This window comes from Lewinella sp. IMCC34183 (assembly GCF_003390915.1).
GTDB lineage: Bacteria > Bacteroidota > Bacteroidia > Chitinophagales > Saprospiraceae > Neolewinella.
The window spans coordinates 173553-195054 of record NZ_QMEM01000008.1 but is presented as its reverse complement, the minus strand read 5'-3'; the positions used below and the strand labels follow the sequence as shown (position 1 = coordinate 195054).

Sequence of the window (21502 nt, the reverse complement as noted above, 5' to 3'; positions counted from 1 at the left end):
TCTTAAACGGTTTATACCGTATTCGTGCCCAAGATAGCCGCAGCTGGCGGAACTTCCAAATCCAAATCTGCCGAACAATCGAAACTTTACTTGGCGGGCGTGCTTACCTACCCGTACTAAAGTTGAATTCGCGTTATGACAAATTGGTTTGAGGGCTGGAAAGACGTCACTTACCCCATCTTCGAAGGTATGACGGGCTGGCCCGGACAGCCCGCTACCGACCTCGAGACGTTGAGCTGTATCCACTGCGGCGACGACGCGATGGTTTCCGTGCTGCACATGAGCTTGCATTCCGGTACCCACATGGACGCGCCGAGCCATTTCCTGGCGCAGGGGACGGACATCTCCACCGCCCCGCTCGAAGTGGGTATAGGACCGGTACGCATCGCCGCCCTCACGCCGAAGGCCGAAGTACTTCCGGAAGACCTCGAGGCCTACGAGGCGCGTACGCGTCCCCTGGAGCCCGGGGAACGCCTGATCCTTCGTACACCCAATAGCGACCACCCCTTCTGGCTACAGGACGACTTCAATAAGGCCTACCACGGGATCGGGCCCGCCGCGGCCCGGCTCATAGCGAAGCGGGAACTCCGCCTGATCGGTGTGGATTACCTCTCCGTGGGCCCCTTCGCATCCGGCAACCCGCAGACGCACCGTGCGCTCATGGGCGGCGGCGTTTGGATCCTGGAAGGCATCGACCTGCGCGAGATCGAGGAAGGGGATTACGAGATGATCGCCCTCCCCCTCCGTATCGCCGGTGGCGATGCCTCACCGATCCGCATCCTGTTGCGGCCAGCCGAATAGCACAACCAACTTTTTGTAGGTTATCGTTTGCTATTTACAACACCATGTTGTAAATTTGCTCTGCGTCACCGTCGTGGCGCGGTTGCAAAAAGTAAACGGTATGTCTCGCTCCTCCACCCCCCCGGCCAGCCGCGCCGGTCAAGAAAAAGTTCTCAACATCAACTGGCGGCTGCTGGGCCGTCGCCTCCGTTCCCGTGCCGGTCAGTACGCATCCTCCGCCCGGCACCGGGCAGGCCAGACCGAATACATCCCCCCGGTGTGGATGTCGCGCCTCCACCTCACCTGGTTCCGCCTCGGGCTGATCGGGCTCACGGTATTTGTCTTTACCCAAAAGCAGATCGACTTCACCTTCACCATCGGCTCCGAGGGCGTCGGCCTCACCGACGAGCGCGCCGCGGCCAGCGCCGTGGCCGTATCCGACCACACCTCCGCCCTCAGTATGTTGCCGGGAGGGTCGCCGGCCGCCGCGCCCGCGCCGGCGTGGTCGGTCGACCGCCTGGACGCGGTCACCGTGCGGGCCTACGTGGACCGCTTCGCCCGGGTCGCCCGGACGGAGGAGGAGAAGTTCGCCATCCCCGCCGCCGCCAAGCTGGCCATGGCTATCCTGGAGAGCGAGGCCGGTGAGTCCCGGTACGCCCGCGAAGACAACAATCACTTCTCCGTGGCTACCCCCCGCCACCGCTTCGATAATGCCTGGAGCAGCTGGCGCGCGCACAGCCAGTCCATTGCCGACCGTTTCCCCGAGCTGGCCGACGAAGCCGTGAACTACCAGCAGTGGATCGCCGCCCTCGCCAAAACGGAATACAGCCGCGACGCCCGCTACCCGGCCAGGCTTCTCCAGATCATCGAGCGCTTTGGCCTCGACCGGATCTGACCGCAAGACTATTTTTCTCTAAGTGGTTTTCTCGGCCGCCCCCGGTTCCCGGAGGGCGGTCCTTTTTTTACCCGGCAACACCGGAACCGCAACTACCACCCGCCCCGGGGGTTGAGTACGCATGGAGGCACAGGATGACGTACTGGAGCAGGAATTCGAGCGGTTCATCGCCTTCGGGCAGCTGCTCGACCGGCGGACACGCCGCTACCTGGTCGCCTACCTGCGCAGTAAACTCTCCGGAACGCCATATGCCGGAGAGCTCCTTAACGATCGTTACGCGGAGTATTTTCAGCGGGCCCTCGATGATATCTTTGCCATCGACGACCTGCTTTTCGTCTGCGAACGGAACGCCAGCATCACCCGGCAGATCGTCCTCGACACCCTGTACTGGATGAAGAAGACCTTTGCCCGCTCGGAAACCCGCCACCCCTACGTGCAGGAAGCGGAGTTGCTGCAGGGCTGGAGTGTCACGCCGGCCCGCGCCTTCCGGCCCCGCTACCCCCACCTCATCCAGTTCCTGAGCTCTACCTACGTGCGGGAAGAGCTCGACACCCGTTTCTACCAGGACCGGCTCGACAAGTTCTTTAGTCGCGAGGTCACCAGCTGGACCGAAGCGGACCACGCCGCCTTCGACCGTATCCTGACCGATCTCCTGAGCCAGTGGGACGCTCTCCTGCAGGCCAAGATCCTGGCCCACCAGTTGCGGTCCTTTAACGACGCCAAGGAGAGCTTCACCGAACTACTGGAGCAGAAGGTGACCGAGTACCGGCGACTGACTACCATCCTCTCGCCCTTCACGGAATACCTGGGATGGGACATGAGCCGCGACCTATGGCAGGCCACCAGTTTCGACACCCTCCAGGAATACGACAACCTGCTGGCCGACGAAGACAGCTTGCGCCGCTTGGCGGACCTGCTCGGCAACCTGCGGGAAGCGGAGATCGAGATGGAAGAAGAAACCTTCGAGAAGACGATCGTCCGCCAGGAATGGGTCACCGATCCCCTAAGTCGCTCGGAGATCGTCGGCGTCCACGAGAGCCAGGACCTGAACCACATCCTCAGTTCGGAAGCGGCACTCCTGAGCCGGCGCGACACCGAAACCGCCTTCCTGAAAAAGTACGCCGACCACGGCCTGCTCACCCTCCGCTACGAGGACCGGCACGCGGTACGCAGCGAAGATCAGGTGATGGAGGTCAACCAGCGGATCAAGCAGCGCGAGAAAGGCCCGTTTATCGTTTGTGTCGACACCAGCCAGTCGATGATGGGCCGCCCCGAGGAAATCGCCAAAGTACTTACGTTGGGTATCCTCAAGATGGCCATTCACGGCAATCGCCGGGCCTACCTGATCAGTTTCAGTACCGGGGTAAAGACCCTGGACCTGTACGATATCGCCAACTCGATCGACGAACTGGCAGCCTTCCTAAATATGTCCTTTTACGGCGGGACGGATGCCACCCTGGCCCTGTACGAAGCCCTGCGCCAGTTGAAGTCACACGATTACCGCGACGCGGACGTGCTGATGATCTCCGACTTCGTGATGTACAAGATCGACCGGGAGATCCTGGCGGAAGTCGCTCACTTTCAGCAAAACAACGGGACGGAATTTCACAGCCTGGCCCTCGCCCGGGAAGCGAATGCGGAACTGCTGGCCCGCTTCGATACCAACTGGATCTACGATCCCGCCCAGCGCGGCATCATCCGGGAGCTCACGCGGGGACTGACAACCATCGCGGACCGCTAGGCCCTGCAGAAACTACTGGGTCGGACGGCGGGTACGGCTGCGTAGCACGAAGAGCGCCGCTACCAGACCGGCCGCCAGCACTACCCATAGCGCGGGGTGATCGTACCAGGCCGGAGAAGGCGTAAAATCAGGATTCTCGTCGACCCCGACGGGTTGGGCCAGCAGCAGAAAGGTCGGAATCTGGAGAAGGAGGATCAGCAGAGAGCGTAACATGGGCGGGTTTTCTCTCATAATAGGGAATCCCCCGCCCGGGTTCGGGACGTACCCCCGTAAACGACGGACGTGCCACCGGAGACTACCGGCGGCACGTTCCGAGGGTTAAGCTTGACGTCGATCAGGCGGACTTGCGACGCGTCACGACGATCAGGATAATGAAGAAGGCGGCGACGCCGATCCACAGAATGGGGTTTTCGTACCATTCGGTCTTGTCAATGTCGATGTCGATGAGGGCGTCCTGGGCCTGGGCAACGGCCGACAGGGCGACGATCACCAGAGTGGTAAGGGAAAATGCTCGCATTATAGGAGGATTGGTATAGCAAGCATAATCCCGTGCGGGTACACCTTGTTCGAGCCGACCAACGCCCCCCTCATACTTTAACGAATATGCCTTTTTTGAACAACAAGACGCCAAGGCCCAGGTATAGCCCGACCAGCACCAGGGCATACAGGAGACTGGACAGTTCGGGCGGCAGGAAATCTTGCACGAAGATCGTCTGATAGAGGTACCCGTGCAGGGAGGTATCCCCCACCCCGATACTCCCGAACACCTTGGCAAAGAAGCTCGACAGAAAATACAGGATCAGGGCATTAGCGCCCGCGTACACGAAGACTCGGCCCCACACAACGCCGCGGCGGTCCGTCAGGTAGTAGGTAGCCGCAAGCACCACCAGCGCCCATCCGGCAGTGACCAGTACGAACGAACTGGTCCAGAGTGCCTTATTGATGGGAAAGACCAGTCCCCACAGGTGGCCCACCAGCAGCAGCCCCGCACCGGCGGACAGCAGTCCCGTGGTTTTGCGGGTCCCCGGCGCCAGCAAGTAGCGCCCCGTCACCACGCCGATGAGACAGGTAGCCACGGAAGGCAGCGTGCTGAGCAGCCCTTCCGGATCGTAGTCCGCCTTGTAGGTATGCGTACCCAGTAACCCCGTGTCGACGTACATAGCCCAGTTGTTGGCTACCCGTTCAAAACTGGGTGCGGTGCCGTCGGGCAGGGGGATGAAGCCCATCCAGACCCAGTAACCGACCAATAGTACGGCGGTAACGATCAGGAGGTTACGCGTTCGCAGGTGAAGTGCCAGCGGAGCCGCCAGCAGAAAGGTAAGTCCGATACGCTGCAGGACGCCGGGCAGGCGAATCTCGCTCCACGGCTTGACGAAGGGCGGGTGAAGCAAAAAGGCCCCCAGAAAGATGCCCAGCGCGATCAGCTTGAGGCTCCGCACGACGATCTTTCGGTAGGTGTCGGGTCCCGGGGTGCGGCCCCGGTAGGCGAAGGCGATCGAGCAGCCGACGATGAAGAGAAAGAACGGGAATACCAGGTCGGTCGGCGTATAGCCGTGCCAGTCGGCGTGCCGCAGGGGCGGGTAAACATCCCTCCAGGTTCCCGGATTATTGACCAGGATCATGGCGGCGATCGTCACCCCCCGCATCAGGTCGACGGAAAGAACACGATTGCTATTGGCCAGGGTCATCGCGTCTACTTGAGAAAGTCCATGGCCTCCTTGACCATCTCGCTGCTGCCGGCGAAGAGGGGCACCCGCTGGTGGATGTCGGTAGGTTTAATGTCGAGGATGCGCCGGTGACCGTCGGTAGCCACGCCACCCGCCTGCTCCACGATGAAGGCCACCGGATTGCATTCGTACACCAGCCGCAGCTTGCCGTCCTCCCGCTCGTTGCTCTTGGGATAGATGTAGATGCCGCCCTGCAGCAGGTTGCGGTGGATGTCGGATACCATGCTGCCGATGTACCGCGAGGTATACGGACGGTCGTCCTCCTCCCGCTGGCAGTATTTGATGTAGTCCTTTACCCCCTGGGGGAAGTGTACGTAATTCCCCTCGTTGATGGAGTACACGTGTCCGCGGCGGGGGATACGGATGTTGGGGTGTGATAGGTAGTAGGTACCGATGGCGGGGTTCAGCGTGAAGCCGTTCACGCCGTTGCCGGTCGTATACACCAGGATGGTCGAGGTACCGTAAATGACGTAGCCGGCCGCGACCTGCAGATTACCGGCCTGGATGAAGTCTTCCTTGGTCACCGGTGTACCCTCCGGAGACACCCGCCGGTAGATGCCGAAGACCGTACCCACCGACACGCCCACGTCGATGTTGGAGCTGCCGTCCAGGGGGTCCATCACTACCACGTACTTGTTACGGTGAGCGTTGTTGGCCCCGCTGATGGTGATGAAGTCTTCGTTTTCCTCGGAGACGATCCCGCAGACGATGTTGCGGTTCGTCAGCGCGTTGATGAATACGTTATTGGCGAACACATCCAGCTTCTTTTGCTCCTCGCCCTGCACGTTGACATTGCCGATGGTACCGGTGATATCCACCAGTCCGGCTTGCCGGATCTCGTGGTTCACCACCTTGGCCGCCAGGCGGATGCAGTTCAGCAGCCGGGTGAGTTCGCCGGAGGAATATTCGAAGTCCTTTTGGTTGCTGATGATGAACTCACCGAGGGTCTGTGGATGCTGTTTCATTGTAAGGATTAAGCGCTTGAGAAAGTAAGAAGGTTAGTGGTAGGCTCCGGGTACGAGGTAACGTCGTACGTAGTCGGCTATGCCCTCCTCGAGGGAGATAAAGGGTTCGTGATAACCGGCTCCACGGAGCTTGTCCATGCCAGCCTCCGTGAAGTACTGGTAATTTTCTCTCAGGTCCGCCGGGGTATCGATAAATGTTATGGAAGGTTCCCGGTCCATGGCGGCGAAGGTGGCAACAACCAGGTCGCGGAAGGTACGGGCGTGGCCGGTGCCGAGGTTGTACAGTCCGTTCTCCGGGGGCTGGTGCTCCATCAGCCAGTGGCACACGCAGCACAGGTCGAGGACATAGATAAAGTCGCGGGACTGCTCACCATCGGCCACGTCGGGGCGGTGGCTGCGGAAGAGCTTCATGCCGCCGGTAGCGAGTACCTGGCGGTAGGTATGCCAGACCACGCTGGCCATGCGGCCCTTGTGGTATTCGTTGGGACCGTAGACGTTGAAGAACTTTAACCCGTACCAGTGCGGCGGCGCGCCGGTGCGGTGCAGCGCCCAGGCGTCGAAGTCGTTCTTGCTGCGTCCGTAGGCATTGAGGGGGGCGAGCTGCTCCGGGGGGGTTCCGTCATCGAAGCCGTGTTCGCCGCCGCCGTAGGTCGCGGCACTGCTGGCGTAGACGAGCGGCAGGCCGTAACGGGTGCAGCGTTCCCAGATTTCCCGCGAATAATCCAGGTTGAGTCGTTCGAAGATTTCGGTGTCCGTCTCCGTAGTATCGGTGCGGGCGCCCAGGTGATAGACGCCGCGGAGGGGCCATTGCTCCTGGTCCCAGACGGCGAAGAGGGTTTCGCGGGCAACGCGGACCAGGTAGTGTTTATCCTGGAGGTTAGGGGTCTTGTCGGGGTAATGAACGAAATCGTCCACAAGGATCAGATCACTGATCCCCAGGGAGTTGAGGTATCCGACCAAAACGCTTCCGATAAATCCGTTCGCGCCGGTGATTAAGTACATGCGGGCGGGTTAGTGGGGTAAAGTACGGTATTCGGCGGAAGCCGGTGTCCGCCCCCGTCCTGGAACCCGCCCCGCACCTGCGGCCGCGCCAAACCGGACGAGCGGGCTACCTTGCGCCCAAACGATATACAATGGCAAAGGAAACGGTAGTAAAAAAGAGCCGCATCACGGTGGACGTAGGGCTAGACGGAAAGAACCTTCCCGTGACGATGACGTGGTCGGCCAGCGACAACCCCGCCGGGCAGCAGCCGCAGCCGGCCAAGGCGATGTTGCTATCCCTCTTTGACGAGAAAACGAAGGAAACCCTCAAGATCGATCTCTGGACCAAGGAGATGCAGGTCGTGGAGATGGACCGCATGTTCTACCAGACGCTCCGGGGACTTGCCGATACGTATTTTCGCGCCACCCAAAACAAGGAGTTGGCCAACCAGCTCCAGCAATTTGTCTTCTACTTCGGGCAGGCGACCGGTGCCATTCCCAAGGACGAAGAATAACCTCGCCGCGCGAAATCGATTGCGTCACCCTGTCGGTTCCCGATTCCGTAATTAACTTGCGGCCACAATTACACCAATCTACCATGGCTACCTACTTCGATTCTATTCCCACCATCCCGTTCGAGGGCCCCGACAGCGACAACCCGCTTGCCTTCAAATACTACCGCAAGGACCAGGTGGTAGCGGGCAAGACCATGGCCGAACACTTCAAGTTCTCAATGGCGTGGTGGCATACCCTGCGCAACACCGGCGGCGACCCCTTCGGCCCCGGCACCGCCAACTACCCCTGGCTCGGCGACAGCGATCCCGTGCAGGAAGCGAAGAACACGGCCGACGCCGGTTTCGAGATCCTGGAGAAGCTGGGCCTGGACTACTTCTGCTTCCACGACGTCGACCTGCTCGAGGAGGCCGGAGCCGACCTGGCCACTTACCAGCAGCGGCTGGACGAGGTCACCGACTACGTGAAGCAGAAAATGGACGCCACCGGTATCAAGTGCCTGTGGGGTACGGCTAACCTCTTCAGCAATCCGCGCTACATGAACGGCGCCAGCACCAATCCCGACTTCGGCGTGGTTGCCTACGCGGGCGCCCAGCTGAAGACGGCCATCGATGCCACCATCAAGCTCAACGGGGAGAATTACGTGTTCTGGGGCGGCCGCGAGGGCTACATGAGCCTGCTCAACACCGACCTGAAGCGGGAGACGGAGCACCTCGCCCGCTTCCTGACCATGGCCCGCGACTACGCCCGCGGCCAGGGCTTCACGGGTACCTTCTTCATCGAGCCCAAGCCCTTCGAGCCGAGCAAGCACCAGTACGACTTCGACAGCGCCACGGTGGCCGGCTTCCTGCGGCAGTACGATCTGCTGGACGATTTCAAACTCAACATCGAGGTCAACCATGCTACCCTGGCCCAGCACACCTTCGAGCACGAGCTGGCCGTAGCGGCGAGCCAGGGACTCCTCGGCAGCATCGACGCTAACCGCGGCGACTACCAGAACGGCTGGGATACCGACCAGTTCCCCAACAGCGTACAGGAGATCACCGAAGCCATGCTCGTGATCCTGCAGGCCGGTGGCCTACAGGGCGGCGGCGTCAATTTCGACGCCAAGTCGCGCCGTAACTCTACCGACCTGGAAGACATCTTCTACGCCCACGTCGGCGGCATGGACGTCTTTGCCCGTGCCCTGCTGGCCGCGGACCGCGTGCTCAGCAAATCCAAGTACAAGGAGATGCGTACCGAGCGCTACGCCAGCTTCGACGGCGGCAACGGCAAGAAGTACGAGGAGGGCCAACTGACGCTCGAGCAGCTGGCCGAGATCGGCCGCTCCCTCGGCGAGCCCGCCCAGACCAGCGGACGGCAGGAACGCTACGAGAACCTGGTCGCGCAGTACCTGTAGGCACTACGCCATACCAGCCTTGATGAACGGTTTCCGGGATTAAGTTCCCGGAAACCGTTATCTTTTTGGAATGGTACTATTCCAAGAAGAACAGAAATTCAACCAGTGGTGGCTCTGGGCGATCCTGCTGGGGTCCGGCGCGGCGACGCTGATCGGTATGTGGCCCCTGCTGGTCGGTGGCGAACTTTGGCCACCGGTTCTCATTCTGGGGATCTATCTGGCCATCCTGATCGGCTTCGCCACGGTAAGTCTGCGGACCACGATCCATCCCGATCGCCTGTCGGTGGGATTTCCGCCCTTCGGGGCCAAGGTGATCCGCAAGGAAGATATTTCCCGTGCCTACGTCCGCACCTACTCCCCGCTCGGCGAGTACGGTGGCTGGGGCTACCGTATGGGCAGGAAGGGCAAAGCCTACAATGTGTCCGGCGACCAGGGCCTGCAACTTGAATTGCGAAACGGAGAGCGCATCCTTATCGGCACCCGGGAGCCGGAACGGCTCAGGATGACTATTGAGCGCTGGGTAAACTGAAGCTCACGCGCCGGCCTGCACGGCACGGCGGATGCGAACTAGTTTCGTAAGGAGTGCCTCGAGTTCGTCGAGCGGCAGCATATTGGCCGCGTCGCTTTTCGCTTCGGTGGGATTAAAGTGGGTTTCCAGGAATAAACCGTCCACGCCCACGGCGACGCCGGCACGCGCGATCGTCTCGATCATTGCCGGGCGCCCCCCGGTTACGCCGCTGCTCTGGTTGGGCTGCTGCAGGCTGTGGGTGCAGTCCAGGATCACGGGGGCGCCGTACGACTGCATCGTGGGGATACCCCGGAAATCCACCACCAGGTCGGTGTAGCCGAAGGTGACGCCCCGCTCGGTCATCCACACCCGGTCGTTGCCGCTGTCGATCACTTTCTGCTGGGCGTGCTGCATGGCGGAGGGACTAAGGAACTGCCCCTTCTTGATGTTGACCACCTTACCGGTTTCCGCGGCGGCGACCAGCAGAGACGTCTGCCGGCAGAGGAAGGCGGGGATCTGTAGCACATCGACGTACTCGGCGGCCATGGCTGCCTCCTCGTCGGCGTGAATGTCGGTGGTCGTCGGCACGCCGAAGCGCTCCCCTACCCCCCGAATGATGCGCAGCGCCCGTTCGTCACCGATGCCGGAGAAACTATCGATACGGCTGCGGTTGGCCTTCCGGTAGCTGCCCTTGAAGATGTAGGGAATGCCGAGACGCGAGGTGATCTCGACCACCCGTTCGGCGATGCGGTAGGCCATATCCTCCCCCTCGATGGCGCAGGGGCCGGCGATCAGGAAGAAGTTATCGGCGGGGAATGTCGGTAGCGGCATGGAGAAGTGCGGTTAATGGGAAAAGATAGCGGTACTAGTTCTTGCCGCCGGTGAGTTCAACAAAGCGCGACTTCACCTCTCCGGCGAGTTCGCGGGCCCGGGCCTGGGTAGCGGCCTCGGCGTAGACCCGTACAATGGGCTCGGTATTGGAGCCGCGCAGGTGGACCCAGCCGTCGGGGAAGTCGAGCTTCAGTCCGTCGATGTTGTTCTTTGGCGTATCGGGGTACAAGCCTTCCATGACCGAGAGGGCGTCCACCAGGTCCAGATCCGGATTCAGCTGGATCTTGTCCTTGACCATTTCGTACTGGGCGTAGCCGTCCCGCAGGTCATTGATGGTTTTTCCGCTGGTAGCCAGGTGGCTCAGCACCAGCGCCAGCCCGATCAGGCTGTCGCGCCCGTAGTGCAGGCGGGGATCGATGATGCCGCCGTTGCCCTCGCCGCCGATGGTGGCACCGACTTCCTTCATCTTGGCGACCACGTTCACCTCACCGACCGCGGAGGCGTGGTATTCCTGTCCGTAGGACCGCGCGATGTCCGCGAGGGCGCGGCTGCTGCTCAGGTTGCTGACCACCGGGCCGGGCTCGCGGCTCAGGACGTAATCGGCCACCGTGACCAGCGTATACTCCTCCCCGATCCACCGGCCTCCGGGGCCGACCAGGGCCAGGCGGTCGACGTCGGGGTCAACGGCGACCCCGAGGCTGATGGCGGAATCGCCCGCCAGCCGATCGATAAGTTCGTGCAGGTGAGCCGGCAGGGGTTCCGGATTGTGGGCGAACTGTCCGTCGAGGGTGCCATTCATCACTTCACAGGCCACCCCCAGCCGCTGGCACAGGGCGGGGATGGCGATGGCGCCTACGCTGTTGACGGCGTCCAGGACGATGCGGTAGCGTGCGCCCCGGATGGCCTCCTTGTCCACGAGCGGGTGGTTGACCACGGCTTCCACGTGCTCGGCGAGGGCGTCCTCGTCCTGACTCAGCCGGCCCAGTTCGTCAACGCCGGCATAGGTGATGTCACCGGACTCCACGGTGTCGATCAGGTCCTGCCCGTCGGCGTGGCTGATGAACTCGCCCTTGCTGTTGAGCAGTTTGAGGGCATTGTATTCCTTGGGGTTGTGGCTGGCGGACAGGATGATACCGCCACCGGCTCCGCGCCAGACCACCGCCATTTCGACGGTGGGCGTGGTAGCCAGTCCGCAGTCGATCACGTCGATGCCCATGGACTGCAGGGTAGCCGCCGTGAGGGATGCCACGACCGATCCGGAGGGGCGACCGTCGCGCCCGATGACCACCAGGGGAGACGCGCCGCTGCGGAGCAGCCAGTCACCGTAGGCGGCCACGCTGGTTACGATGTCTTCCGGAGTGAGGTTGTGTCCGGGGCGGCCGCCGATGGTACCGCGGAAACCGGATATACTTTTTATGAGGGGCATGGAGAGGAGCTGAGCCCTGTGCGGGCAACGGGGTTAGAGAGGGGGCAAGTTTACGACATCCGCAGGGAAGCGGCTACCTTTGGACCATGTCGCACCCCCTCAACGATCCGAAGACGCTCACCGGCTGGGCGCTCTTCGACTGGGCCAACTCCGCCTTTGCCCTCGTGATCACCACCGCGATCTTCCCCCCCTATTTTGAGGAGATGGTCGACCCGGAATTTACGGTCCTCGGGGTGCCCTTCACCAACAGTTCGTGGTTTGCCTACCTTATCACCTTCAGCTACCTGGTGATCGCGGTACTTTCCCCCTTCCTGAGCGGCATCGCCGACGCCGGGGGCCGCCGGAAGACCTTCCTGCGTGCCTTCACGATCATGGGCGGCCTAGGCTGCCTGAGCCTCTTCTTCTTCACCGGCATGGACACGATGTGGATCGGCAGCCTTGGCTTTATCGTCGGCCTGATCGGCTTCGCAGGCGGACTGGTGTTTTACAACAGCTTCCTGCCCGTGATCGCCACGGAGGACCGCTTCGACCGCCTTAGTGCCCGGGGCTTCGCCATGGGCTATATCGGTAGCGTGATCCTGCTCTTGCTCAACCTGGCGATGGTACTGAAGCCCAGCTGGTTTGGCCTTCCGGTCGAAGGTAATCTGGCGGTACGCATGGCCTTCGTCACAGTGGGTGCCTGGTGGCTCATCTTCGCCGCGATCTCACTGGCGCGCCTGCCCGACGACGTACGCCTGCCGGGGACCGGGCTGGCGGACATGGCTAAGCGCGGCGTACGGGAACTGACCGGGGTCTGGCGCCGTATGCGCGACTACCCGCAGGCCAAGCGCTTCCTCGCCGCCTTCTTCAGCTACTCGGCGGGCGTACAGACGGTGATCTTCCTGGCCAGCATCTTCGCGAAGAAGGAGCTGGGGTTTGCGACCCAGGAACTTATCGTGGTCGTCCTGATCCTCCAGGTGGTCGCCATTGCCGGTGCTTACCTGGCCGCACGTATCAGCGAGTGGCGCGGCAACAAGGTCGCCCTCTACTTCGAGTTGACGATCTGGACGCTCATCTGCGTACTGGCATACTTCGTCAACGGTAAGTTGCAGTTTTACCTCATCGCCGGCGCTGTCGGCCTGGTGATGGGGGGGATTCAGTCCCTCAGCCGCTCCACCTACGCCAAGGTGATTCCCCGGCACTCGTCCGATGCCGACGGGCCGGCGGACACCACCTCCTGGTTCAGTTTCTACGACGTGCTGGAGAAGGTCGCCATCGTCGTCGGTACCTTCCTCTTCGGTTTCCTCGATGCACTGACGGGCAGCATGCGACTCAGCATCCTCATCCTGGGCGGCTTTTTCTTGCTGGGTATGTTACTGCTCGCCCGCTTCCACCTGCCGCGGGCGGAACCGGAGTAGAGCAAACCTCGGGAGCCGCAACGGGTTACGGTCAGCATGCAAGAAGGCATGGAAATCATCGCCAGCCGGAAGACCGCGCTGCTCCTCGGCGCTACCGGACTGGTGGGCGGAAAGTTACTCGACCGGCTGCTTGAGCACGGCGCCTACCGCACCGTGGTGGCCCCCACGCGCCGGCCGCTGAATATTCGCCACGACAAACTCGACAACCCGGTTATCAAGTTCGAGCAGCTCGACCGTAAACCCACCATGTTCCGTTGCCAGGATATCTACATCGCCCTCGGCACAACCATCAAAAAAGCCGGTAGCGCCGATGCCTTCCGCCGGGTCGACTACGAGTACGTCGTCCATGCCGCCGCCCTCGCCCAGCGGCAGGGCGCCAACCAGTGCCTGGTGGTCAGTTCGGCCGGGGCTAATTCCGAAAGTCGGTTCCTGTATAGCCGCACCAAGGGCGAGATGGAGGAAGCGGTCTCCCGCCTCGATTTCTGGGCGGTGCACCTGTTCCGGCCGGGGGTGCTGTTGGGCGACCGCGAGGAGCTGAGGTTGGGCGAGAAGGTGGCCGCGGGCCTCACCCGCCTCGTGCGCCAGGTGTCGCCCGATATTCTCGGCGACTACAACCCCACCGAAGCCGACCTGCTGGCCCGCCGCATGATCGAGGCGGCGCAGACCATCTCGCCGGGGGTCCACTTTCACGGGGCGGCCGAGTTGCTGGAAGACTGATCATTCCTCCTCGTCGGGGGGAAGGGGCTCGGCGGCGTCGTCGCGTGCCTGCCCCTTGGCGTCCGGATACGCGATCCGCAGATGGTGGGAGCTCTTCAGGACCGACCGGAAGATCCGGCGCAGCGTCTCGAGTTCGTGGAAGCTCAGCCGGCTCTGTACCAGCTGACCGTTGGTGAGTTTCCCGCGGATGATGGCGTCGATCAGCTCGTAGAGTTCCTCCTGCGTGGGTTGCTTGAGCGACTTCGAGGCCGCCTCCACGCTGTCCGCCAGCATGAGTACCGTCTGCTCCTTCGTGGTGGGTAGCGGTCCGTCGTAACGGAAGTAGGGCTCGTCCACCTCACGTTCCGGGTGGTCCTTGATGTGGTTGCGGTAGAAGTATTCGGTGCGCGTGGTTCCGTGGTGGGTCCGGATGAAGTCGATGATCGTTTCGGGCAGCCCCGCTACCCGCGCTAGCCGCACCCCCTCGTTCACGTGGTCGATGATGATCTTGGCGCTCTCCAGGTCGGTGATCCGGTCATGGGGGTTAGGCCCGTTCTGGTTTTCGATGAAGTACTCGGGGTTCTTGAGCTTGCCGATGTCGTGGTAGAGGGCGGCGGTGCGCACCAGCAGCGAATCGATTCCGATCTCGCTGGCTACCCGCTCGGCCAGGTTGGCCACGTTCAGGCTATGCTGCCACGTGCCGCTGGCCTGCCGGGCCAGCTTTTCCAGCAGGGGACGGTTCATGTCGTTCAGCTCCATGAGCGTGATCGGCGATATAAGACCGAAGAAGCGCTCCAGCATCGGGATCAGCGGATAGGCCAGCAGCACCAGGAATACGTTGAGGCCCAGCCACAGCAGGTCCACGTAGTTAATGCCCGACCAGCCCGACCCCTGCACCAGCTGAATGCCCACGTACCCGAAGAGATAAAAGGCAAACAACAGCAGCAGGCTACTGAAGAACCGGCTCCAGTCGCGGGTGTCGATGTCCATGAAGATTACCACCACCCCGGCCATGATGCTGAGAAAGGTGAAGGGATACCCCAGGGACGTGAGGAAGCTGGCGATCAGTACCACCGCCACGTGTACGAAGAAGGCCAGGCGCTCCGCGAAGAAGATCCGCATCACGATGGGCACGATACAGAAGGGAACCACGTAGGCACTCCAGCCCGGCGCCAGCTCGATGGACCGCACCATGATGGCGTACAGCAGCGGCCACATCAGGATGAAGACCAGGTTTTTGATCCGCACGTACACGAAGGGGAAAAACGTCCGCAGGTACAGGTACAGCAGGAGAATGACCAGGCCCACGATGAGGGTATAGCCCGTGAAGACCGACAGGTAGGTCGTCGAGCCCTGCAGGTTGCTGTTGTATAGCCGGCGGTAGCTGATGAGTTTCTGGTAGACATTGTCCGAGATCACCTCGCCCTGCCGCACGAGGATGTCTCCCTGCTCCACCAGCCCGTCGAAGGGGCTCACGGCCTCCAGCGATTGCTCCCGCAGGCGGTTGGTCAGGCTGTCGTTGTAGAAGACGTTATACTGCAACTTATCCTCCAGCAGGGGCAGCAGGAAGTCCGGCGCCGACAGGCGGGTGTACAGGATGCTGTCGGTAAGCCACTGCCGCGCACGACCGGGCGCGGTGAATACCTGGCCGATGGTACGGGTATTTACCTCGCTGCCGTCCACGATCTGGATGACGGAAGCCATCCCGGCACTGGCCTCATCCTGCGGCCGCAGGTTTACGATGCCCCGCTGATAGATGCGGTCGAGCAGGCGCAGCCCGTACTGCCGGTGCGCCTCGTCCTGCCGGATCAGTCCGGGGTACGTACCCCGGGCCCGGGCCGAATCTAGGGCTACCTGGAAATCGTCGAAATACTGCAGCCGCGCCTCCCGCGCCACCTGGGCGTCGCGGCGATACACCGGGGTCAGGTTGCGGAGCACCGCCTGGCGGTCCGCGGTCAGGCGTTCCTCACGCTTGAGGACCGGCACGGCGTAGGGGGCCGTCAGGTCGGCGTATTGCCACGTCTGGTTGAGCTCGAACTGGTAGGGGAAGGTCAGGTTGTTGGGGTACAACAGGCTGATCAATACCACGGCTACGACCCCCAACAGGATGCGGGGCAGCCTTCTCGTCCAGGTGGAACTGGTCTTAATTCCTTCCATCGCGCGCCAAGTTAGGCTTTATTCCCGCTTCAGCAGCGAACGGCGTCCGTAGCGTGAGCAGATGGGGCAGTCGCGCATCCGGTGGCCGCGGGCCGGACAGTACTCCCGCCCGAAGAAGATGATCTGCAGGTGCAGCTTGTTCCAGCGCTCGCGCGGAAAGAGTCGCTTCAGGTCGGCTTCGGTTTTGGCCACGTTCTTGCCGGTGCTCAGCGCCCAGCGGTACGCCAGGCGGTGGATGTGGGTATCTACGGGGAACGCCGGCACGCCAAAGGCCTGACTCATCACCACGCTGGCCGTCTTGTGCCCCACGCCCGGCAGCGCCTCCAGCGCGGCGAAGGTCTGCGGCACCCGCCCGCCGTGCTCCTCGTCGATGATCCGGCTCAACTCCTTGATGGCCTTGCTCTTCGCCGGGGAGAGGCCGCAGGGTTTGATGATCTCGCGGATGTCCTCCACGGGCAGCGTCTTCATCACCTCGGGGCGGTCGGTGACGGCCCACAGGGATGGCGTCACCTGATTCACGCGTACGTCGGTACACTGGGCGGAGAGCAGCACGGCCACCAGCAGGGTGTAGGGGTCGGTATGGTCCAGGGGCACGGGCACCTCCGGGTACAGGTCGTCGAGGATGCGCTGGATATCCCGGGCTTTCTCCGCTTTGGTCACGTGGGTGGGGTTTGCGGTAAAGGTAGGGCGGGGCCGCCGGTGCAGCGAACTTCGGCCGGTACGGGGAAGTTGGGTAGCAAAACTCCCTCTCCATGGCCGGATTCACCGTCAGCAGCAACCAATTTATGGGCCAGGTCCCCGCCGTCAACGTCTTCAACGGCATGGGTGCCGGCGGCGACAACCTCAGCCCCGACCTGACCTGGCGCGACGCTCCCAAGGGCACCAAGTCCTACATCATCGTCATCCACGACCCCGACGCCCCCACCCCGGCCGGATTTACCCACTGGTGCGCCTTCAACATTCCCGCTTCCGTCACTTCCCTCCCTACGGGTGCCAGCAGCGAAGGGATGCCCGCGGGCACCCTCCAGGGCGCCAACTCATACGGCATGAATGGCTACGGTGGCGCCTGCCCTCCTCCCGGCGACCCGGCCCACGCTTACCACCTCACACTTTATGCGCTTGATACCGAAGCGATCGACCTTCCCGAGGGCGCTCCCATGCCTAAAGTGGTCTTTATGGCTTCCCAGCACATTATCGGCAAGACGGGACTGGTAGCCCACTACGCCCGCTAAACTCAAGCTTCTAGTCGGTTCATCACCCCCGGCGTTGATTATCTTCACGGCAAGACTCACCCCCCCGCCGGGGCCGTTCCGTGGCGGGGTAATCAACGCCCCCATGAACCGCAAGCTTTTCCTACCGTCACTAACATTCCTGTGCCTGTTACTCCCCCTCGGACTGTGGGCCCAGGCCACCACCGCTTCCCTGGCCGGACAGGTTACCGATACCTCCGGTGAGGGCCTTTACGGGGCCACCATCCTTGCCGTACACGGTCCGACCGGCACCCAGTACGGCACCACGGCCCTCGATGACGGATACTACAACCTGAATAACCTGCGGATCGGGGGCCCCTATGTCCTCACCATCAGCTACGTAGGCTACGCTACTGAAACCGTTACGGATGTCCAGTTGAAGCTGGGCGAAAAACGGCTTCTCGACATCAGCCTGGGTGCCGACGGCGAAACGCTGGACGAAGTGGTCGTCAGCGCCGGCCGCAACAACGTCATCAACAGCGACCGCACCGGGGCCGCTACCCAGATCGGCACCGACGAGCTGCAGCGCCTGCCGACCATCAGCCGTTCGGCGAGCGATTTCACCCGCCTCACGCCGAGCGCCGACGGCAACAGCTTCGGGGGCCGCAACGACCAGTACAACAGCTTCACCCTCGACGGCTCCATCTTCAACAACCCCTTCGGACTGGACGCGGCCACCGCCGGCGGCCAGAGCAACGCCCAACCCATCTCGCTGGACGCCATCGAGCAGATCCAGGTCAACATCGCCCCCTACGACGTAACGCAGGCGGGCTTCACCGGTGCCGCCGTTAACGCCGTGACCAAGAGCGGCACCAACGACTTCTCCGGTACGGTCTTCGGGTTCTTCCGCAACCAGGACCTGACCGGCGACCGCGTGGCCGGCGACGATATCTTCGTACCGGACCTGCGGCAGGTGCAGGCCGGGGCCAGCATTGGCGGGCCGATCCTCCGCGACAAGCTCTTCTTCTTCGCCAATGTTGAACTGGAGCGGCGGGAGGATCTCGGCAGCAATTTCCTGGCCGCCCGGGGCGGCCTGTCGGGCAACCAGGTGAGCCGCGTGGAGGCCGCCGACCTGGATGCGATCTCCGCCGCTCTCCTCGATCGCTTCGGATACGTTACCGGCCCGTACGAGGGCTACTTACAGAATACCGACAACGAAAAGGGGTTGCTGAAGCTGGACTGGAACATTGCCCCCGGCAACACCCTCACGGCGACCTATAATTTCCTGAACGCGAGCCGCGACAACAATGCCCACCCCAGCGCGCTCGGCCGCCGCGGTCCGGACGCCACTACCCTGCAGTTCCGCAATTCGGGCTACCGCATCAACAACGAGATCCAGTCAGGTATCGTGGAGTGGCGTAGCCTCTTCGCCAAGCAGTTCAGCAACAAGCTGCAGGTAGGTTACACGACCTACACCGACTACCGCGACCCCTTCAGCACCCCATTTCCCAGCCTGACGGTGCAGCGCGACGGCACCAACTACATCGTACTGGGCCACGAACCCTTCTCCATCAATAACCGGCTCGACCAGAAGGTCATGCAGTTCACCGATAACCTGCAGTACTTCGCGGGCAAGCACACCCTCACGGCCGGCGTCAGCCTGGAGCGCTTCGACTTCGACAACAGCTTTAATCTGGGACTGTACCCCGGAATATTCATCCAGGTCGATGCCGCGGCCCAGGCCAGCCCCGAAGCTTTCCTGGAAGGCATTGCCAACGGGGTGTTTGACGAGGCCGTGGCCGGTGCCGAGGCCGCGTATGGGGCCGGAACCGCCCCCGGCAACGGCTACCAGGGCACCAGTTTCGCCCTGGCGGAAACGAACGTCGGTCAACTGGGGCTTTACGCCCAGGACGAGATCAACGTAACCCCCGACCTTACCCTGACGGTGGGCCTGCGCCTGGATAAGCCGCTCTTCTTCAACACCCCTGAAAAGGCCCAGGAAAACATCGACCGCAAGGGCGGCACCATCGAGGAGGGCGGCACCTACGCCCCCGCGGTGGTCTACTACGACGAAAACAACCAGTCGGTCACCTTCGACCAGACCGAAATGCCGGACAACAGCTTTTTGTTCTCCCCCCGGCTGGGCTTCAACTGGGATGTCCGGGGAGATCAGTCCTTCCAACTGCGCGGCGGCTCCGGGCTCTTCAGCGGTCGCTTTCCCTTTGTGTGGATCGGCAATCAGGTCGCGAACCCCGACTTTTTCTTCTACACCGTCACCGCGCCGAGTTTTCAGTTTCCGCAGGTGTGGCGCAGTAACCTCGGCGCCGACCTGGCACTGGGGGAAGGCTGGACCGTAACGACCGACCTCATCTACACCGCCGACCAGAACGCCATGATGGTTCGCAACTACGGCCTGCGGACGCCCGGAGGCACCCTTCCGGGCGTCGACGACCGGCCGGTGTACCGCGCCGAGGACCGCGTACAGGGTATTGCCGGTACCACGAACGCCTACGTGTTCACGAATACCGATATCGGCCACAGCTTCAATGGCTCCGTTGAGGTGAAGCGGAACTTTGCCAGCGGTCTCTTCACCAGCCTGGCCTATAACTTTCTCGACGCCCGGGAAGCCAGCTCCATCGAGGCGGAGATCAGTGGCGATGCCTACGACCGCAACCCGGCCTTCGGCAACGTGAACCGCGCCGTGCTGAGCCCCAGCCTGTACGGCAACCGCCACCGCGTAGTGGGCAGCGCGCACAAGCGGTTCACCTACGGCGCGGAGGACCGCTGGGCCACCACCCTCGCCGTCTTCCTGCAGTACGCCGAGGGCGGGCGGTTCAGCTACACCTACAGCGGCGACCTCAACAACGACGGCTCGGGCCTCAACGATCTGATCTACATCCCCACGGAGGCCGAACTTACCCAGATGACCTTTGCCGGGGGGGATGCCCAGCGGCAGGCCTACGGCGCCTTCATCGCCCAGGACGATTACCTCAGCGGCCGCCGCGGGCAGTACGCCAAGCGCTACGCCATCCTGAGCCCGTGGTACAGCAACTGGGACGTACGCCTGGCGCAGGACCTGCAGCTCTCCGGCAGTAACCTGGTGCAGCTGACCCTCGACATCCTGAACATCGGTAACCTCATCAACAGCAACTGGGGGATAAGGCAGTTTCCGACGACGACCCAGCCGGTAGGCGTGACGGGCTTCGACGAAGACGGCACGCCGGAGTATAGTTTCGATACGGCCCTGACCTCCACCTTTACCAACGACTTCAGCCTGCTGAGCCGCTGGCAGATGCAGTTGGGCCTGCGGTACAGCTTCTAATCGATATACCTCCGCAGCAGATCTCCGTAGGCGTCGATGCGACGGTCGCGGAAAAAGGGCCAGATGCGGCGCACGTCGGCGGTTCGCTTGCGGTCGACGGCCACCACCTTCACGTCTTCTTCGTCACGGGGCGACCGGTAGAGGTACTCCCCCTGCGGCCCCGCCACGAAGCTGCTGCCCCAGAATCGAATTCCTCCGGTGACCCCGCTGGGGTCCGGCTCGAAGCCCGTCCGGTTGACCGCCACCACGGGCAGGCCGTTGTACACGGCGTGGCCCCGCTGACTGATGATCCAGGCATCGCGCTGCCGCTCCTGCTCCTCCTCGGGGTCGGTGCTTTCGTACCCGATGGCGGTGGGATAGATCAACACCTCGGCACCGGCCAGGGCCATCAGCCGTGCGGCTTCCGGGTACCACTGATCCCAGCACACCAGCACGCCAAGCCGGCCCACGCTCGTGTCGATTGGCCTGAACCCCATATCGCCGGGCGTGAAGTAGAATTTCTCGTAATAGGCCGGGTCGTCGGGGATGTGCATCTTCCGGTACCGTCCGGCAATACTGCCGTCGCGTTCGATAACCACGGCCGTATTGTGGCAGAGGCCGGGCGCACGGCTCTCGAAAAGGCTGAGGACCAGCACGAGATCGAGTTCCCGGGCTAGCGCGCCGAAGTATTCGGTGCTCGGCCCCGGTATCGGCTCGGCCTGGTCAAAGACCTGGGTTTCCTCCGTCTGGCAGAAGTAAAGCCCGGTGTGCAATTCCTGCAACACGACGAGCTCCGCCCCCTCTTCCTTGCACCTGCGGATCCCCGCTGCGCTCTTTGCAATATTAGCCTCCCGGTCGCCGCTGTTCGCCTGCTGGACCATCCCGATATTCAACGTACTCATCCTTCTCGTTTACTGAGCAAACAGTACAAAGCCCAGGCCCGGAAGGATGGATTCGGGGACCACATTTTAATCCTTCAGGCAAAAATGAGGGCT

20 protein-coding genes are annotated in these 21502 nt (G+C 62.4%); 10 read left to right on the top strand and 10 right to left on the bottom strand.

The genetic code is table 11. The annotated features are described in order from the left end of the window. The first annotated feature begins 135 nt into the window (after positions 1–135). The 3 genes from DQG19_RS16980 (at position 136) to DQG19_RS16970 (ending at position 3416) form a co-directional block, all read left to right on the top strand. Positions 136–801 carry a cyclase family protein gene (locus DQG19_RS16980; RefSeq protein ID WP_116127488.1) on the top strand — a complete coding sequence of 222 codons (666 nt, stop codon included), beginning with the start codon at positions 136–138 and terminating at the stop codon, positions 799–801. A 100-nt stretch (positions 802–901) separates the two neighbouring features. After that, positions 902–1675 (top strand): glucosaminidase domain-containing protein, encoded by a 774-nt coding sequence (locus tag DQG19_RS16975; RefSeq protein ID WP_157974566.1) that lies wholly within the window; start codon positions 902–904, stop codon positions 1673–1675. A gap of 121 nt (positions 1676–1796) precedes the next feature. Continuing rightward, positions 1797–3416 (top strand): VWA domain-containing protein, encoded by a 1620-nt coding sequence (locus DQG19_RS16970; RefSeq protein WP_116127486.1) that lies wholly within the window; start codon positions 1797–1799, stop codon positions 3414–3416. Positions 3417–3428: 12 nt separating this feature from the next. Here the strand turns inward: DQG19_RS16970 and DQG19_RS16965 are convergent, their stop codons facing one another. The 5 genes from DQG19_RS16965 to rfaD form a co-directional block, all read right to left on the bottom strand. Next, a complete protein-coding gene (locus DQG19_RS16965) occupies positions 3429–3629 on the bottom strand; it encodes a hypothetical protein (protein WP_116127485.1) in 201 nt (66 codons plus the stop codon). A gap of 121 nt (positions 3630–3750) precedes the next feature. Further along, positions 3751–3933: a hypothetical protein gene (locus DQG19_RS16960; protein WP_116127484.1), complete on the bottom strand. Its 183-nt coding sequence runs from the start codon at positions 3931–3933 to the stop codon at positions 3751–3753. A gap of 70 nt (positions 3934–4003) precedes the next feature. Then, positions 4004–5104, bottom strand: coding sequence for an acyltransferase family protein (locus tag DQG19_RS16955; RefSeq protein WP_116127483.1), 1101 nt, complete (start codon positions 5102–5104; stop codon positions 4004–4006). 5 nt (positions 5105–5109) lie between these two features. Further along, entirely contained in the window at positions 5110–6108 is a 999-nt protein-coding gene (gene fbp / locus DQG19_RS16950) for a class 1 fructose-bisphosphatase (RefSeq protein ID WP_116127482.1), read from the bottom strand. A 33-nt stretch (positions 6109–6141) separates the two neighbouring features. Beyond that, positions 6142–7110, bottom strand: a complete 969-nt coding sequence (gene rfaD, locus DQG19_RS16945; RefSeq protein ID WP_116127481.1) for an ADP-glyceromanno-heptose 6-epimerase — start codon at positions 7108–7110, stop codon at positions 6142–6144. Between the two features lie 131 nt (positions 7111–7241). Here rfaD and gldC point away from each other — a divergent pair, with 131 nt between their 5' ends. From gldC to DQG19_RS16930, 3 genes are all read left to right on the top strand, one after another. Beyond that, entirely contained in the window at positions 7242–7604 is a 363-nt protein-coding gene (gene gldC / locus DQG19_RS16940) for a gliding motility protein GldC (RefSeq protein WP_116127480.1), read from the top strand. An 83-nt stretch (positions 7605–7687) separates the two neighbouring features. Next, complete coding sequence (gene xylA, locus DQG19_RS16935; RefSeq protein ID WP_116127479.1) at positions 7688–9001, top strand: xylose isomerase; 1314 nt, start codon at positions 7688–7690, stop codon at positions 8999–9001. 70 nt (positions 9002–9071) lie between these two features. Further along, positions 9072–9530 (top strand): hypothetical protein, encoded by a 459-nt coding sequence (locus DQG19_RS16930; RefSeq protein WP_116127478.1) that lies wholly within the window; start codon positions 9072–9074, stop codon positions 9528–9530. 3 nt (positions 9531–9533) lie between these two features. Here DQG19_RS16930 and kdsA read toward each other — a convergent pair whose 3' ends face one another. Beyond that, positions 9534–10340: a 3-deoxy-8-phosphooctulonate synthase gene (gene kdsA / locus DQG19_RS16925; RefSeq protein ID WP_116127477.1), complete on the bottom strand. Its 807-nt coding sequence runs from the start codon at positions 10338–10340 to the stop codon at positions 9534–9536. 34 nt (positions 10341–10374) lie between these two features. After that, the gene (glmM, locus tag DQG19_RS16920) at positions 10375–11766 is read right to left on the bottom strand and encodes a phosphoglucosamine mutase (protein ID WP_116127476.1); all 1392 of its coding nucleotides are present in this window, start codon (positions 11764–11766) and stop codon (positions 10375–10377) included. Between the two features lie 86 nt (positions 11767–11852). On the opposite strand from glmM, the gene DQG19_RS16915 reads away from it, so the two are divergent. Both DQG19_RS16915 and DQG19_RS16910 read left to right on the top strand, forming a co-directional pair. Further along, positions 11853–13163: an MFS transporter gene (locus DQG19_RS16915; protein WP_116127475.1), complete on the top strand. Its 1311-nt coding sequence runs from the start codon at positions 11853–11855 to the stop codon at positions 13161–13163. A gap of 36 nt (positions 13164–13199) precedes the next feature. Beyond that, positions 13200–13880: an NAD-dependent epimerase/dehydratase family protein gene (locus DQG19_RS16910; RefSeq protein WP_116127474.1), complete on the top strand. Its 681-nt coding sequence runs from the start codon at positions 13200–13202 to the stop codon at positions 13878–13880. On the opposite strand, the gene DQG19_RS16905 is transcribed toward DQG19_RS16910, so the two are convergent. Together DQG19_RS16905 and nth are read right to left on the bottom strand one after the other, a co-directional pair. Further along, the gene (locus DQG19_RS16905) at positions 13881–16016 is read right to left on the bottom strand and encodes an HD family phosphohydrolase (RefSeq protein WP_116127473.1); all 2136 of its coding nucleotides are present in this window, start codon (positions 16014–16016) and stop codon (positions 13881–13883) included. Positions 16017–16034: 18 nt separating this feature from the next. Then, the gene (nth, locus tag DQG19_RS16900; protein ID WP_116127472.1) at positions 16035–16676 is read right to left on the bottom strand and encodes an endonuclease III; all 642 of its coding nucleotides are present in this window, start codon (positions 16674–16676) and stop codon (positions 16035–16037) included. 92 nt (positions 16677–16768) lie between these two features. On the opposite strand from nth, the gene DQG19_RS16895 reads away from it, so the two are divergent. Both DQG19_RS16895 and DQG19_RS16890 read left to right on the top strand, forming a co-directional pair. Then, entirely contained in the window at positions 16769–17248 is a 480-nt protein-coding gene (locus tag DQG19_RS16895) for a YbhB/YbcL family Raf kinase inhibitor-like protein (protein WP_116127471.1), read from the top strand. 103 nt (positions 17249–17351) lie between these two features. After that, on the top strand, positions 17352–20528 hold the full coding sequence (locus DQG19_RS16890) for a TonB-dependent receptor domain-containing protein (RefSeq protein WP_116127470.1): 3177 nt from the start codon (positions 17352–17354) through the stop codon (positions 20526–20528). Here DQG19_RS16890 and DQG19_RS16885 read toward each other — a convergent pair. Continuing rightward, the gene (locus DQG19_RS16885; protein WP_198661783.1) at positions 20525–21409 is read right to left on the bottom strand and encodes a carbon-nitrogen hydrolase; all 885 of its coding nucleotides are present in this window, start codon (positions 21407–21409) and stop codon (positions 20525–20527) included. The genes DQG19_RS16890 and DQG19_RS16885 overlap by 4 nt on opposite strands. Positions 21410–21502: the final 93 nt, after the last annotated feature.